Annotated in this window: 12 protein-coding genes; 2 read left to right on the top strand and 10 right to left on the bottom strand. The window is 68.2% G+C overall.

Features of this window, described 5'->3' with window-relative positions; all coding sequences use genetic code 11:
- Positions 1 to 53 precede the first annotated feature (53 nt).
- Complete coding sequence (gene paaK / locus CRP50_RS00625; protein WP_097277738.1) at positions 54 to 1,376, top strand: phenylacetate--CoA ligase PaaK; 1,323 nt, start codon at positions 54 to 56, stop codon at positions 1,374 to 1,376.
- Positions 1,377 to 1,488: 112 nt separating this feature from the next.
- Here paaK and CRP50_RS00620 read toward each other — a convergent pair whose 3' ends face one another.
- From CRP50_RS00620 to CRP50_RS00600, 5 genes are all read right to left on the bottom strand, one after another.
- Entirely contained in the window at positions 1,489 to 1,947 is a 459-nt protein-coding gene (locus CRP50_RS00620; protein WP_097277046.1) for a PaaI family thioesterase, read from the bottom strand.
- A 57-nt stretch (positions 1,948 to 2,004) separates the two neighbouring features.
- Complete coding sequence (locus tag CRP50_RS00615; protein ID WP_097277045.1) at positions 2,005 to 2,784, bottom strand: enoyl-CoA hydratase/isomerase family protein; 780 nt, start codon at positions 2,782 to 2,784, stop codon at positions 2,005 to 2,007.
- 212 nt (positions 2,785 to 2,996) lie between these two features.
- Positions 2,997 to 5,291 carry an ATP-dependent Clp protease ATP-binding subunit ClpA gene (gene clpA / locus CRP50_RS00610; RefSeq protein ID WP_097277044.1) on the bottom strand — a complete coding sequence of 765 codons (2,295 nt, stop codon included), beginning with the start codon at positions 5,289 to 5,291 and terminating at the stop codon, positions 2,997 to 2,999.
- A 6-nt stretch (positions 5,292 to 5,297) separates the two neighbouring features.
- On the bottom strand, positions 5,298 to 5,630 hold the full coding sequence (clpS, locus tag CRP50_RS00605) for an ATP-dependent Clp protease adapter ClpS (protein ID WP_097277043.1): 333 nt from the start codon (positions 5,628 to 5,630) through the stop codon (positions 5,298 to 5,300).
- Between the two features lie 379 nt (positions 5,631 to 6,009).
- Positions 6,010 to 6,732 carry a phasin family protein gene (locus CRP50_RS00600; protein ID WP_097277042.1) on the bottom strand — a complete coding sequence of 241 codons (723 nt, stop codon included), beginning with the start codon at positions 6,730 to 6,732 and terminating at the stop codon, positions 6,010 to 6,012.
- Between the two features lie 484 nt (positions 6,733 to 7,216).
- Between CRP50_RS00600 and CRP50_RS00595 the strand changes: the two genes are divergently transcribed.
- Entirely contained in the window at positions 7,217 to 8,707 is a 1,491-nt protein-coding gene (locus CRP50_RS00595) for a D-alanyl-D-alanine carboxypeptidase (RefSeq protein WP_141415042.1), read from the top strand.
- A 264-nt stretch (positions 8,708 to 8,971) separates the two neighbouring features.
- Here CRP50_RS00595 and CRP50_RS00590 read toward each other — a convergent pair whose 3' ends face one another.
- The 5 genes from CRP50_RS00590 to CRP50_RS00570 all read right to left on the bottom strand — a co-directional run bounded on the left by CRP50_RS00590 (position 8,972) and on the right by CRP50_RS00570 (position 14,323).
- On the bottom strand, positions 8,972 to 9,169 hold the full coding sequence (locus CRP50_RS00590; RefSeq protein ID WP_097277040.1) for a hypothetical protein: 198 nt from the start codon (positions 9,167 to 9,169) through the stop codon (positions 8,972 to 8,974).
- Positions 9,170 to 9,483: 314 nt separating this feature from the next.
- Complete coding sequence (locus CRP50_RS00585) at positions 9,484 to 11,127, bottom strand: alpha-D-glucose phosphate-specific phosphoglucomutase (protein ID WP_097277039.1); 1,644 nt, start codon at positions 11,125 to 11,127, stop codon at positions 9,484 to 9,486.
- 91 nt (positions 11,128 to 11,218) lie between these two features.
- Positions 11,219 to 12,556 (bottom strand): UDP-glucose dehydrogenase family protein, encoded by a 1,338-nt coding sequence (locus CRP50_RS00580; RefSeq protein WP_097277038.1) that lies wholly within the window; start codon positions 12,554 to 12,556, stop codon positions 11,219 to 11,221.
- Positions 12,557 to 12,648: 92 nt separating this feature from the next.
- Positions 12,649 to 13,533: a UTP--glucose-1-phosphate uridylyltransferase GalU gene (gene galU / locus CRP50_RS00575; RefSeq protein ID WP_097277037.1), complete on the bottom strand. Its 885-nt coding sequence runs from the start codon at positions 13,531 to 13,533 to the stop codon at positions 12,649 to 12,651.
- Positions 13,534 to 13,969: 436 nt separating this feature from the next.
- Entirely contained in the window at positions 13,970 to 14,323 is a 354-nt protein-coding gene (locus CRP50_RS00570) for a phasin family protein (RefSeq protein WP_097277036.1), read from the bottom strand.
- Between the last annotated feature and the right edge of the window lie 484 nt (positions 14,324 to 14,807).

Below are 14,807 nucleotides of genomic sequence, written 5' to 3'. Positions count from 1 at the left end.
AGGAAACGACCATGACCGAAGGAAATCCGTCCATGAACATGCTCAAGACCAGTATGGCGAAGATGGACCTGACCAAGCGCCCGGCCGAGCATGAACTCGACCCCATCGAAATCTGCTCGCGCGACGAACTGACGGCGATCCAGACGCGCCGCATGAAGTGGTCGGTGCGCCACGCCTACGAGAACGTCGAGCACTACCGCAAGAAGTGCGACGACAAGGGCATCCACCCGCGCGACTTCAAGGAACTGGCGGACCTGCGCCACTTCCCCACCACGTCGAAGGCGGACCTGCGCGACACCTACCCCTACGGCATGTTCGCCGTGCCCATGGACGAGGTGGTGCGCATCCATGCCTCGTCGGGCACCACGGGCAAGCCGACGGTGGTGGGCTACACCGCCTCGGACATCCAGATGTGGTCGCGGGTCATGGCGCGCTCCATCCGGGCGGCCGGCGGCCGGCGCAACATGAAGGTCCACATCTCCTACGGCTACGGCCTGTTCACCGGCGGCCTCGGCGCCCACTACGGGGCGGAGGCGCTGGGCTGCACGGTCATTCCCATGTCGGGCGGCCAGACCGAGAAGCAGGTGGCGCTGATCCGCGACTTCCAGCCGGAAATCATCATGGTGACGCCGTCCTACATGCTGGTCATGGCCGACGAGATGGAACGCCAGGGCATGAACCCGCGCGACTGCTCGCTCAAGATCGGCATCTTCGGCGCCGAGCCCTGGACCAACGACATGCGGCTGGAGATCGAGGAGCGCCTCGGCATCGACGCCATCGACATCTACGGCCTGTCGGAAGTGATCGGCCCGGGCGTCGGCATCGAGTGCATCGAGAGCAAGGACGGCCTGACCATCTGGGAAGACCACTTCTACCCCGAGATCATCAACCCCGAGACCGGCGAGCCGGTGCCCGACGGCGAGATCGGCGAACTGGTGTTCACCAGCCTCACCAAGGAGGCGATGCCGGTCATCCGCTACCGCACCCGCGACCTGACCCGCCTGCTGCCCGGCACGGCGCGCACCATGCGGCGCATCGAGAAGATCACCGGCCGCTCGGACGACATGCTCATCATCCGCGGCGTCAACGTCTTCCCGACCCAGATCGAGGAGCTGATCCTGAAGGACAGCCGCCTCGCGCCGCATTACCAGCTGGTGGTCAGCCGCCAGGGGCACCTGGACGCCCTGAAGGTGCGCGTCGAGATGCGCACGCCCGACATGCCGCGCGCCGCCTGCGAGGCCGCCGGCAAAGAACTGGCGCACCACATCAAGTCGTTCATCGGCGTGTCGGCGGTGGTGGACGTGGAACCCCACGGCGCCATCGAGCGCAGCCAGGGCAAGGCCAAGCGCATCATCGACCTGCGCAAGGAGGCCTGAGCGGCCGCGACCTCCCCGGTCGCCCGGCAGAAGGCGCGAGAGCGTGCCGTCGCTCTCGCGCCTTTTTGCGCGGCTGCTGGTCGGGCCAGCGGGGGCCGGCGTGGCCCCTCGGTCAGCGGTCCGGCTTGCCGTGCATGCACATCAACGTCTGCTGACCGACGGCGACCAGCACACGGCGCTCCGCCGTGACGCCGAAGACCTCCAGCTGGCAGATGGTCAGGGTGCGGCCGGAGCGCACCACGGTGCCGATGGCCTCCAGGTAATCGCCCTGGGCAGGTGCGAGCAGGTTGATCTTGAACTCGACGGTCAGGACCGAGCTGCCCGGCGGAAAGAGCGTGAAGCCCGCATAGCCGCCGGCGGAATCGGCGATGGCGCTGGTGCCGCCGGCGTGGAAGTAGCCGTGTTGCTGGGTCAGGGTGTCGCGGAACGGCAGGCGGATGCTGACCCGCCCGCGCGACACCTCGTGCATTTCGGCCCCCAGGTGGTGCATCAGCCCCTGGCGGGCGAAGCTGTCGCGCACGACCTGTTCGACGTCGGGGCCGAGCGACGGGGGCGGGGTGATCTCGTTCATGGTCGGAAGGGTCCTTCTCGGTTGCGGTTGGTTCGGGATCGGGATCGGGCGCGGCGGTCACGGCCCGGCATCGAAGCGGGGCGGACGCTTTTCCAGGAAGGCCCGCATCCCTTCGTAGCGCTCGGCTCCGGCGAGGCTGTGGTGGAAGGCGGCGCGCTCCTGCCGCAGGGCCTCCGCCAGGGGCACATCGGCGCCGGACCGGGCGACCCGCTTGATCGTCCGCAGAACCTCGCCCGGGAGGGTCGCCATGTCCGCCGCCACCCGGCGCCCCTCCTCGATCAGGCTTCCGGCCGGGACGACGCGCGAGACCAGCCCGCAGCGCTCCGCCTCGCGGGCGTCCATGCGGCGGCCGGTCAGCAGCAGGTCCAGCGCCTTGGCCATGCCGACCAGGCGCGGCAGGCGCTGCGTGCCGCCGGCGCCGGGCATGGTGCCGAGGCGGACCTCCGGGTGGCCGAAGACGGCGGTCTCGGCGGCCAGCACGACGTCGCACATCTCCACCAGCTCGCAGCCGCCGCCCAGCGCGAAACCCTGCACCAGGGCCACCACGGGCTTGGGGAAGTCGCCGAGGGCGGCGCAGCAGCCGGCGAAGTCGAGGGCGCGCGCCTCGTCGGCGCTCAGGACGAGCATTTCCTTGACGTCGGCCCCGGCCGCGAAGTGCTCGCCCTCCGCCCGCAGCAGGACCACCCGCACGGCGGCATCGGCCGCCAGCCGCGCGAGGTGTGCGGCCATGGCATCGGTCAGGGCGCGGTTCAGGGCATTGCGCGCGGCGGGCCGGTCGATGATCAGCTCCGCGACCCCACCGGAATGCGGCTCGCATCGAACGACGTCTGACGACACGGGCACCTCCTCGCCGGGACGCCCGGAGCGTCGGCCGTCTTCGGATCGGCATCACCGGGCAGGGTCGTCGAAGTGTGCGGTGCGACGCCGCGCGCGGCCAAACTCGAACATTTCAGCCGTGGCTGAGCGTCGCTCGCGCTGCCCGTGCCGCCCAAAGAAAAACCCCCGCCACCTTGCGGTACCGGGGGTCTTCGTCACGGCGGCGGACCGTATCAGTCCACCGTTTCCTCTTCCTTGCGGCGGGCTCGCGGCGGGGCCGGGCTGATGTCGAAGACGGGCTTGTCGTCCTCGATGCGCACCTTCACGACGCCACCCAGCACGAGCTTGCCGAACAGCAGTTCCTCGGCCAGCGGGCGCTTGATGGTTTCCTGGATCACGCGGCCGAGCGGGCGGGCGCCCATGCTGCGGTCGTAGCCGCGATCGGCCAGCCACTTGCGCGCTTCGTCGGTGAGTTCGATCTGCACGTCGCGGTCGGCCAGCTGGGCCTCCAGCTCCATGATGAACTTGTCGACGACCTTGGACACCACGTCGGTATCCAGGTTGGCGAAGGGGATGACGGCATCCAGGCGGTTGCGGAATTCCGGGCTGAACATCCGCTCGATGGCTTCCTTGTCGTCGCCTTCGCGGGTCTCGCGGCCGAAGCCGATGGCCGGCTTGGCGAGTTCCGTGGCGCCCGCGTTGGTCGTCATGATCAGGATGACGTTGCGGAAATCCACCGTCTTGCCGTTGTGGTCGGTCAGCTTGCCGTGGTCCATGATCTGCAACAGGATGTTGAACAGATCGGGGTGGGCCTTCTCGATCTCGTCGAGCAGCAGCACGCTGTGCGGGTGCTGGTCGATGCCGTCGGTCAGCAGGCCGCCCTGGTCGAAGCCGACATAGCCCGGCGGCGCGCCGATCAGGCGGCTCACCGAATGCCGCTCCATGTACTCCGACATGTCGAAGCGCAGCAATTCGATGCCGAGCGAGCGCGACAACTGGCGCGCCACCTCAGTCTTGCCGACGCCGGTCGGGCCGGAGAACAGGTAGTTGCCGATGGGCTTCTCGGGCTCCCGCAGGCCGGCGCGCGCCAGCTTGATGGAGCTGGACAGCATCTCGATGGCCTTGTTCTGGCCGAACACCATGGTCTTCAGGTCGCGTTCCAGGTTGCGCAGGGCCTCCTGGTCGTCGCGGCTGACGGACTTGGGCGGGATGCGGGCGATCTTGGCGACGATTTCTTCCACGTCGCGAACCGTCACGGTCTTGCGGCGCTTGTTCTCGGGGATCAGGTTGCGGGCCGCGCCCACCTCGTCGATGACGTCGATGGCCTTGTCGGGCAGCTTGCGGTCGTGGATGTACTTGGCGGCCAGTTCCACCGCCGAGCGGATGGCTTCCACCGTGTACTTCACGCCGTGGTGCTTCTCGTAATACGGCTTCAGGCCGCGCAGGATCTTGACCGAGTCCTCGACGGACGGCTCGGGCACGTCGATCTTCTGGAAGCGACGGACCAGCGCGCGGTCCTTCTCGAAGTGGTTGCGGAATTCCTTGTAGGTGGTCGACCCGATGCAGCGCAGCGTGCCCTGGGCGAGCGCCGGCTTCAGCAGGTTGGAGGCGTCCATGCTGCCGCCCGAAGTGGCGCCGGCGCCGATGACCGTGTGGATCTCGTCGATGAACAGGACCGAACCGGGCAGCGCCTCCAGTTCGGAGACGACGGCCTTCAGGCGCTCCTCGAAGTCGCCGCGGTAGCGGGTGCCGGCCAGCAGCGAGCCCATGTCGAGCGCGAAGATGGTGGCGTCCTGCAGCACCTCGGGCACCTCGCCCTCGACGATGCGCTTGGCCAGGCCTTCGGCGATGGCGGTCTTGCCGACGCCGGGGTCACCCACGTAGAGGGGGTTGTTCTTGGTGCGGCGGCACAGGATCTGGATGGTCCGCTCGACCTCGAGATCGCGTCCGATCAGGGGGTCGATCTTGCCGTCGCGCGCCTTCCGGTTGAGGTCGACGCAGTAGGTGTCGAGCGCTTCACGTCCCTTTTTCACCACGGCCTCCGCGTGCGCATCGTCGTCGGCGCCGGAGACGGGGCGGGCAGACGCGCCACCCGGCCGCTTGGCGATCCCGTGACTGATGTAGTTGACGGCGTCCAGCCGGCTCATGTCCTGGCTCTGCAGGAAGTAGACGGCGTGGCTCTCGCGTTCGCTGAAGAGCGCGACGAGGACGTTGGCCCCCGTCACTTCCTCGCGGCCGGAGGACTGAACGTGGATGGCGGCGCGCTGCACGACCCGCTGGAAGCCGGCAGTCGGCTTCGGATCGGTCTCCCGCGCGGTGACCAGCCCGGACAGTTCCTTGTCGACAAAGGCGCCGACATCGCGCTTCAGGCGCTCGATGTCCACGTTGCAAGCCCGCATGACCGCGACCGCGTCCGCATCGTCGCCGAGCGCCAGCAGGAGGTGTTCCAGCGTGGCATACTCGTGGCGATGCTGGGCGGCCAGCGCCAGGGCCTTGTGTAGGGTCTGTTCCAGGTTGGCCGAAAGCATGGGCGGCTATTCCTTTTCCACGGTGCACTGCAGCGGATGCTGGTGCTGACGCGCCAGATCCATCACCTGGGTCACCTTGGTCTCCGCCACCTCGTAGGTGAAGACGCCGCACACTCCGACACCGCGCTGGTGCACGTGCAGCATGATGCGTGTCGCTTCTTCCCGGTTCTTGGCGAAGAACCGTTCCAGGACATGAACGACGAACTCCATGGGCGTGTAGTCGTCGTTCAGCATCAAGACCTTGTACATGGACGGCTTTTTCGTCTTCGGACGGGTCTTGATGACCACGTTCGTATTGGGCCCGCCCGGCCCGTTCCGGTCATGGTCGTGATCGCTCATATGCGTCCGTCACTCCAGTACAGAACCTGCTCGTCCTTCGATAATAGGTCGGGCCGGGGCGGCGGCAAAGAGCACTGTTGGTCACCCGAGGCTGATATAGGTACGCACGACCGAGGCAGCCAGTGGCAGGGCAATTTTCCCAATAGCTTGCCGCCGATGCGCAGCGTCCGAAGGAAGATGAACTCCGCCGCCTGGAAGGAGCCGGCGACGGGGCGGACGAGGACCGTCCGGAATGATCTACGTCCTGCGGCGGCGGGCGGATCATGGCCGCCGCTCACGCGGGCGGGCGGCCGCGAGCGGCGGCGCAGAAACGCGAAAGGCGCCCGGGCGGGTGACCGCCGGGCGCCTTCGTCAGCAGGCAGGTCTGCGTCGTGCCGCGTCAGCGGCCGAGCGGCTGCAGCGTGCGGTCGAGAGTGGCGCTCAGCCGCGCGGTCAGGGGCGCGACGGCCTCTTCCACGGTCTTGGCCGAGGTGGCGGAGATCTTGCCGACGATCTCGCCGGCGCTGTCGAAGCCGGCCTTGGCGGCGGACTGGTTGAGGTCGATCACCTCGTTCACCGAGCGGCAGCCGAGCAGCGCCTTGCCGTAGGCCAGATTGCCCTCGAGCTGGTCGTGCACGGCCGACAGCAGGATCTTGGTGACGTCCTGCATGCCCTTCACGACGATGGAGCCCGAGGTCAGCACGGCGTCCACGTTGTCCTTCGCGAGCGCGACCGAGGACTCGTAGCTCTTCATGGCGTCGTCGCTGGCCTTGGCGGCGGCGTCGACGCGCGAGCGCTGGGCCGCGACGGCAGTCTCGTAGGTCTTGGCGGCGGTATCCGTGCCGGCCTTGACCACGTTCTCGACGGTCTGCTTGCCGACGGCGACGGCCTCGTCGATCACCTTGGCGGCGTCGGTCGCCTGCTTGCTGGCGGCGGCGGCGGCCTCGGTGGCCGTCGGCGCCTTGGGCAGGTCCACCGGCGCGACGGCGGCGGCGGCCTTCGGCGCGGCGGCGGCCTTGGCGGCCGGCTTGCGGGCGGCGGCGGCGGGCGCCGGCGCGGCGGCGGCTTCGGCGGGCGCGGCGGTCTCGGTGGTGGTGGTCGGGGCGGTCTTCGCGGTGGTCATGGTCGCTGGCTCCCTGGCGGCAACAACGTCTGTCGGATCGGGCTCATGTGGCACCCGCGAAAGTCCTCAAGCGGAGTGCCGGATAACGGGTGCAGAACAACGCCGACGGCCCGGCGTTCCCGCAGCGCGGAAAAATCCTTCGCAGCACCGCCGGCCACGGGCCGCGAAGGCGCGCACGGCCGCCCTTTGTGCGATGCAACATGGCGACTATGGCAAGGCCTTCCGCGGCGAGTCAAACGAAATTGCTGCGACGCAACAGAACCCTTTGATGCTTCAGGGACCATGGACACGACAAGGTCACGGCAGGATAAGGAACGTCCCGTGAAAATCCCTTGATTCCCGAGACTTCGGTTTACAGCGACTCGGTGGAAGCTTATCCTGAGGGCCGAGTCGCCCCGGAAAAACCATTGGTTAAGGGATATCCGTCATCTTGGTCTTCGTAAGCCGAGGGACCGTGGCCGCACGTCGTCGCATGGGGGAAAGTATGCAGGCAGCTCTTCGCGTCATTTGTTTCGCCCTGGTGGTCGGCATCCTGACCCTGGGCGGGGCCTCGCAGGCGTTCGCCGGCCGCTACGCCTCCATCGTGGTCGACGCCGCCACCGGCAAGGTCCTCTATTCCCGCAACGCGGAGGAGCGCCTCTATCCCGCGTCGCTGACGAAGATGATGACCCTCTACATGGTCTTCGAGCAGCTGGAGAAGGGCACGCTGAAGCTCAACTCGCCGCTCAAGGCCTCCACCCGCGCCGCCGGCATGCCGCCGTCCAAGCTCGGCATCAAGGCGGGCGAGAGCATCACGGTGGAAGACGCCATCCGCACCCTGGTCACCAAGTCGGCCAACGACATCGCCGTGGTGGTGGCCGAGAACCTGGCCGGCAGCGAGGTCCAGTTCGCCGCCAAGATGACCAAGAAGGCGCACGACCTCGGTATGAAGCGGACCACCTTCCGCAATGCCTCCGGCCTGCCCAACACGGCGCAGCTGTCGACGGCCGAGGACATGGCGACCCTGGCGCTCGCCCTGCAGAAGCATTTTCCGCAGTACTACCATTATTTCGCCACCCGATCCGCCAAGGTGCTCGGCCGCACGCTGAACACCCACAACCGCGTGCTGCTGAAGTACAAGGGCGCCGACGGCCTGAAGACCGGCTACATCAATGCCTCGGGCTTCAACCTGGTGGCCAGCGCCGTGCGCGACGGCCGACGCCTGGTCGGCGTGGTGTTCGGCGGCGAGAGTGCCGGCTGGCGCGACACCCACATGATGAAGCTGCTCGACCAGGGCTTCGCCGTCGCCTCGGGCGAGACCGCCCCGACGCCGAAGAAGAAGCCGGCCCCGGCGATGGCCGCCGCGACGCCCGCCCCTGCCCCGGCCGCCAAGCCGGCCGCGGGTGCGCAGCTCGCCGCCGCGGCGCCGCTGCCGGTGGTGAAGCCGATCCCCGGCCAGCCCGTGGTCGCCGCCGCCGTGGCCGCGCCGGCCGCCGCGCCGGTGGCCGTCGGCAGCGCCAATCCCGCCGGTCCGGCCGGCACGGTGAAGAACCTCGCCGAGGCCCTGCCTGCGGCGCCCCAGGCGGAGACGCAGGTCGCCCTGGCGCTGACGCCGCCGGCCGGCCTGCAGGCGCCGGCCGTCACCGCCCCCTCGGCCCTGACCGACCCCGGCGCCCGCACCGCCCCCACCGCCGGCCGCGACGGCTGGGGCGTCCAGGTCGGGGCCTATTCCAAGTTCGAGGCGGCGCAGATGAAGGCCGTGGAAGCGGCCGACAAGCTGAAGCGCGCCATCCAGGGCACCCACGCCAAGATCTCCACCCTGCGCGACGACAGCGGCACCATCTACCGCGCCCGCGTCATGGGCATGAGCGAGCGCGAGGCCCGCACCGCCTGCGACACCCTGAAGCGCACAAACATGGCCTGCATCATCGTGCCGCCCGACGTCAACCTGGCGCTCGCCGGCGGCAAGCGCGCCGCCACCACGGCCACCGACTGACAAGGGTTCCCAAGAAAAACGCGAAGGCCCCGCCGCGAAAACCGGCGGGGCCTTTTCTTTATGCCGCCCTTATGCAAGAGAATGCGATACAAACGTTAGGACTGCGTAAAGAAAAGCCGGCGTTCCCTTATGCAGGAACGCCGGCTTTTCGGACGGGATCGGCTCGCTCGCCCTGGCCGCGGATCCGCGCGAGCGGCGGTGCGGCGGGCGGTCTTTGGGCGTAGGAAACGCGGCGCCGCTTGCGCCTGCTTCCCGCACCGAGCCTCAGTGCAGGTGGGGTGACAGGCGTTCTTCCTCGTGGGCCGCCTGGGCGATGGCGATCGCCACCTCCCGTTGACGGACCAGGGCGATCACGTCCCCTGCGAGCGTCTGCACGCGGTACCCGAGGATCGCGCCGTCGCTGGAGATGGCGGGGCTGACGAACACGTCGGCGGCGGAAAAGATGGTGGTATCCAAGGGCATGGCGAGCGTCCCGTGCGAATTTTTATGCTCCCTTGATACCACGCACCCCGGACCCCCGTGACAAAAAAGTGAGTTTCAGCCCTAGATCTTTGGTCGCATATGAATCTCTACCACTTCAGAAGTACCAGCTTTGTCACATCCATTTACGGTACGTTTATCAATCCCGCCACACGGTTGAGTTATCCACAGATTTCTTCTACAGAAATAGAAATGGCGGCCTGTTTCGGCAGGCCGCCACTCGTATTTGGGGGGTAGGTCGCGCCGACTCGGAGTAAGACTCCGCCCGCGACCTTGGTCGACTCGACCGTGCCGCCTCAGGTGATGACGGTCGGCGCCTCGCGGCCGGTGAAACCGGCAATGTCGGCCACGGACCCGGCCGCGGCGATGAGGTCGGCGAGCGCCTCCTGCGGGTCGAGGTCGTGGCGGGCGGCGTCGGGCTCGTAGCGCTCGATGTAGACGCGCAGCGTCGCCCCGGCCGTGCCGGTGCCCGACAGGCGGTAGACGATGCGCGAGCCGTCGGCGAAGCCGATGCGGATGCCCTGCTTGGCGGCGGTGGAGCCGTCCACCGGGTCGGTGTAGGCGAAGTCGTCGCCCAGCACCACCTCGCGCCCGGCCACGGTCTGCCCGACCAGCCCCGGCACCGTGGCGCGCAGGTGCGCCATGAGGCGGTCGGCGCCGTCGCTGTCGATGCCCTCGTAGTCGTGGCGGCTGTAGTAGGTGCGGCCGTATTCGGCCCAGTGGCCGCGCACGATGTCGGCGATGCTCTCGCCGCGCTTGGCGACCACGTTCAGCCACAGCAGCACGGCCCACAGGCCGTCCTTCTCGCGCACGTGGTCGGAGCCGGTGCCGAAGCTCTCCTCGCCGCACAGGGTGACCTTGCCGGCGTCGAGCAGGGTGCCGAAGAACTTCCAGCCGGTCGGCGTCTCGAAGGCCGGGATGCCGAGCTTCTCCGCCACGCGGTCGGCGGCGCGGCTGGTGGGCATGGAGCGCGCCACGCCGGCGACGCCGCGGGCGTAGCCCGGCGCCAGATGGGCGTTGGCAGTCAGGATCGCCAGGCTGTCCGACGGCGTGACGTAGATGCCGCGGCCGAGGATCATGTTGCGGTCGCCGTCGCCGTCGGAGGCTGCGCCCATGTCCGGCGCGTCGGCGCCCTCCATCACCTCCACCAGGTCGTGGGCGTGGACGAGGTTGGGATCGGGGTGCCCACCGCCGAAGTCCTCCAGCGGCGTGCCGTTGATGACTGTGCCCGGCGCGGCGCCGAGGCGGCCTTCCAGGATCTCGCGGGCATAGGGCCCGGTGACGGCGTGCATGGCGTCGAAGCACAGGCGGAAGCCGCCGGCGAACAGGGCGCGGATGGCGTCCATGTCGAACAGCTGCTCCATCAGTTCGGCGTAGTCGGCGACCGGGTCGATCACCTCCACCACCATGTCGCCGAGCGTCGTTTCGCCGAGGCGGTCGAGGTCGACGTCGGGCGCCTCGACGATGCGGTATCCGGAGATGGTCTGGGTGCGGGCGTAGACGGCTTCCGTCACCTTCTCCGGCGCAGGCCCGCCGGCGGAGACGTTGTACTTGATGCCGAAGTCCTCGTCCGGGCCGCCGGGGTTGTGGCTGGCCGACAGGACGATGCCGCCGAAGGCCTTGTGCTTGCGGATGACGCAGGAGACGGCCGGCGTCGACAGGATGCCGCCGCGGCCCACCTTCACCCGGCCGAAGCCGTTGGCGGCGGCCATCTTCAGGATGACCTGCACGGCGGTGCGGTTGTGGTAGCGGCCGTCGCCGCCGACCACCAGCGTGCCGCCCGAAAAGCCGTCCAGGCTGTCGAACAGTGCCTGGACGAAGTTCTCCAGGTAATGGCTCTGCGCGAACACCTTCACCTTCTTGCGCAGGCCGGAGGTGCCCGGGCGCTGGCCTTCGAAGGGCGTGGTGGCGACGGTCTGCACGGGCACGGAGTGGGACATGAATAGCCTCTGCGGTCGGGAATGCCCCCGACCGCAGCCCGTGGGGGCCCGGCCGGGGGCCGGAAGGAAGAAGAAACGGCGCGCCGGCCGGTCAGCCGGCGGAACCGCCGCGCTTGCCGTAGGGCCAGGGACGGCCGATGGAGGTATAGGTGAAGCCGGCCTTGGCCATCATCTCGGGCTCGTAGACGTTGCGCAGGTCGACCATGACCGGCGCCTTCATCAGCTCCTTGATGCGCTGGAAGTTGAGCGATCGGAACTCGTTCCACTCGGTCAGGATGGCCAGCACGTCGGCGCCCGGCATGGTGTCGTAGGCGGTGTCGCAGAACTCGACGCCGTCCATCATCTTGCGCGCCTCGTTCATGCTCTCCGGATCGAAGGCCCGCACCTTGGCGCCGGCCGCCACCAGGGCGGGCACGATGGCGAGGCTGGGGGCGTCGCGCATGTCGTCGGTGTTGGGCTTGAAGGCGAGGCCGAGGATGGCGATGGTCTTGCCCTTCACGTCGCCGCCGGCCGCCGCCACGATGCGCTCGGCCATGGCTTCCTTGCGCTTGTCGTTGATGTCGACCACCGTCTCGACGATGCGCAGCGGCGCGCCGAAGTCGCGGGCGGTGCGCACCAGGGCCAGGGTGTCCTTGGGGAAGCACGATCCGCCGTAGCCGGGACCGGGGTGCAGGAACTTGCGCCCGATGCGGCCGTCGAGGCCGATGCCCTTGGCGACGTCGTGCACGTCGGCACCGGCCCGCTCGCACAGGTCGGCGATCTCGTTGATGAAGGTGATCTTGGTCGCCAGGAAGGTGTTGGCGGCGTACTTGATCATCTCCGACGTTTCGAGATTGGTGAACAGGATCGGCGTTTCGATCAGGTAGAGCACGCGGTAGAGCTGGCGCATCACCTCGCGCGCCCGCTCCGTCTCGGCGCCGATGACGACGCGGTCGGGGCGCATGAAGTCGTTGATGGCCGAGCCTTCGCGCAGGAACTCGGGGTTGGAGACGACATCGAAGTCGGCGTCGGCGCGGGTCTCGCGGATCACCCGCTCCACCTCGCGGCCGGTGCCGACGGGCACGGTCGACTTGGTGACGACCACGGTATAGCCGTCCATGGCGCGCGCGATCTCTTCGGCGGCGCCGAACACGTAGGACAGGTCGGCGTGGCCGTCACCGCGGCGCGACGGCGTGCCGACGGCGATGAACACCGCGTCCGCCTCCTTCACCGCCTCGGTCAGGTCGGTGGTGAAGTGCAGGCGGCCGGCGGCGGCGTTGGAGGCGACCAGCTTGTCGAGGCCCGGCTCGAAGATGGGAATTTCGCCGCGCTTCAGTCTCTCGATCTTGCTTTCGTCCTTGTCGACACAGGTGACGGTCACGCCGAATTCCGAGAAACAGGCTCCCGACACCAGGCCGACGTAGCCTGTGCCGATCATGGCGATGCGCATGCGCGATCCTTCCTTTCGTCAGGGGAAACTTGGTGGTCGTGGACCGGCGACCGGTCCGGCGGGGGCCGGGCCGGTCGCCGGAGGCGTGGGCCTCAGTCGAGGTCGGCGCAGAACTCCTTCAGCACCTCGCGCACGCGCGGGCCCATGTCGTCGCGCTTCAGCGCGAATGCGATGTTGGCCTTCAGGAAGCCCACCTTGTCGCCGCAGTCGTAGCGGGTGCCTTCGAAGCGCAGGCCGTGGAAGGGCATCTTGCCGATGGTGGCGTTCATGGCGTCGGTCAGCTGGATCTCGCCGCCGGCGCCCTTGCCCTGCTTCTCCAGCGCGTCGAACACGCGCGGGTCGAGGACGTAGCGGCCGATGATGGCGAGGCGCGACGGCGCGTCTTCCGGCTTCGGCTTCTCCACCAGGCCGCTGGCGCGGGCGAGGCGGCCGTCGTCGAAATCGACGTCGAGGATGCCGTACTTGTTGGTCTGGTCGGCGGGCACTTCCTCCACCGCCACCACATGGCCGCCGACGCGGGCCTGCGCCTCGATCAGCTGGCCGATGCAGGGCTTACCCTCGGCGAGCACCATGTCGTCGGGCAGCACCACGGCGAAGGGCTCGTCGCCGACGAAGGCGCGGGCGCACAGCACGGCGTGGCCGAGGCCGAGCGGCGCCTGCTGGCGCGTCGAGAAGACGCTGCCGGCCGGCGGCATGGACGACAGCAGCGCGTCCAGTTCCTGCGCCTTGTTCTTCTCCCGCAGCATGGACTCGAGCTCGGGCACATGGTCGAAGTGCGCCATGATGGACGACTTGCCGCGGCCGGTGACGAAGATGAAGTGCTCGATGCCGGCCTCGCGGCATTCGTCCATGGCGTACTGGATCAGCGGCCGGTCGACGACGGGCAGCATTTCCTTGGGGACGAGCTTGGTGGCGGGCAGGAAGCGCGTGCCGAGGCCGGCGACGGGGAAGACGGCTTTCTTGACGGGTCGCACCATGGCGAATAGCACCTATGACGACGTTGAAATTGAAACCGTGGTTAAACGCCTCTGCGCCCGGTTCGGTTGAGCCTTGCGGCCTTCCTTCGCGCAGCCCCCGCATCGCTGCCGCATGCCCTTGCGCGCCCACGGTTTATTGCCACGCGGGCAGGGCTTAGGCAACCGCACATTGGTTACGAATTCGGGGCAGACGGAGGCGTCGGACGGCGCTCCGAACGGACGAGGCACAGGTGCGGGAGGCGACCGGGAACCACTTTCGACCGCCTCTTCCCCACAAGATCGCAGTATGCCCAATGACCATGGCATGAAAAAGGCGAAACCGGCACCACCGCACGGTGGTACCGGTTTCACCTGGTCTTCGGCGCCCGTCGGGCGGGCGCGGACCGGTGCGGCGGTGGAGGCCCGCCCCCGCCGCTCCGGCCGGCCGTTCCGCGTGTTACGCGGCGGCCTTGGCGGCCACGTCGTAGGCCGTCTTGTAACGGGCCTGCAGCGGCTCGGCGGCGGCCTTCACGACGGCGGTCGACAGCTCGGAGATCTTGGTGGTCTCGGCGACCAGCGATTCCCAGTTGTCCTTGGCCAGCTTGGTCTGCAGCTGCATCAGGTCGGCCGGGGTCTTGCAGGCGGCGAACTGCTGACCGGCTTCCACGGCGCCCTCGAAGGAGCGGCCGGCGAAGCTGAAGGCTTCCTTGGCGATCTGCTCGAAACCATTGGCGAGCTTGGTGCCGGACTGCACGACGGCGTCGAGGCTGTCCTTGTTGAACTGCATGAGGGCTTCGTAGTTCTTCAGCATGAGACTATCTCCTGTTCGGGTTCGTCGGCTTTGCGCGTGCGAGGTCGTCACGATCTATCGGGTGTAAGGCCGCGAGGCCTGTTCGCTTGCGCTGGACGCACACCCTTCGGCGCCCCGTGCTGCATTGCAACATGAGACTAAGATAGGCACTCTCGGGGAAATGTCAAACGGTTTTTTGTGCGCCGCACAAAACCGTCATGATGGGGAGAAAGTTGAAGCATCACAGATGCTTGGTGCATCTGACCCGTTTGGATGGCGGGGATTATGCTGCAGCGCAACATGGCGCGCGGCAAGGCACCGAGGGAGAGAACACCGCAGCGGGCGCGGGGTTCCATGGGGGCGTCGATTTTTGTCTGATGCGGCCGTGGAGGGCGGTGCCCAGCGGCCTCCGTCAGAGACGCCGTGGATGCCCGGCTCGGAGGCCGGGCATGACAAGCTATTGAAAAGTCGCATCAAACTGTCATGGCCGGGCTGGACCCGGCCA

It is taken from the genome of Caenispirillum bisanense (assembly GCF_900230255.1).
Classification (GTDB): Bacteria; Pseudomonadota; Alphaproteobacteria; order Rhodospirillales; family Rhodospirillaceae; genus Caenispirillum; species Caenispirillum bisanense_A.
This window is presented reverse-complemented; position numbering and strand designations above follow the sequence as displayed.

Coding starts and splice junctions, on each gene's coding strand:
- galU (WP_097277037.1), bottom strand. CDS start 13,533: ATGGTGCGACCCGTCAAGAAAGCCGTCTTCCCCGTCGCCGGCCTCGGC.
- clpA (WP_097277044.1), bottom strand. CDS start 5,291: ATGCTTTCGGCCAACCTGGAACAGACCCTACACAAGGCCCTGGCGCTG.
- CRP50_RS00580 (WP_097277038.1), bottom strand. CDS start 12,556: ATGCGCATCGCCATGATCGGCACAGGCTACGTCGGCCTGGTGTCGGGA.
- paaK (WP_097277738.1), top strand. CDS start 54: ATGGCGAAGATGGACCTGACCAAGCGCCCGGCCGAGCATGAACTCGAC.
- CRP50_RS00585 (WP_097277039.1), bottom strand. CDS start 11,127: ATGTCCCACTCCGTGCCCGTGCAGACCGTCGCCACCACGCCCTTCGAA.
- CRP50_RS00595 (WP_141415042.1), top strand. CDS start 7,217: ATGCAGGCAGCTCTTCGCGTCATTTGTTTCGCCCTGGTGGTCGGCATC.
- CRP50_RS00600 (WP_097277042.1), bottom strand. CDS start 6,732: ATGACCACCGCGAAGACCGCCCCGACCACCACCACCGAGACCGCCGCG.
- CRP50_RS00590 (WP_097277040.1), bottom strand. CDS start 9,169: ATGCCCTTGGATACCACCATCTTTTCCGCCGCCGACGTGTTCGTCAGC.
- CRP50_RS00620 (WP_097277046.1), bottom strand. CDS start 1,947: ATGAACGAGATCACCCCGCCCCCGTCGCTCGGCCCCGACGTCGAACAG.
- clpS (WP_097277043.1), bottom strand. CDS start 5,630: ATGAGCGATCACGACCATGACCGGAACGGGCCGGGCGGGCCCAATACG.
- CRP50_RS00570 (WP_097277036.1), bottom strand. CDS start 14,323: ATGCTGAAGAACTACGAAGCCCTCATGCAGTTCAACAAGGACAGCCTC.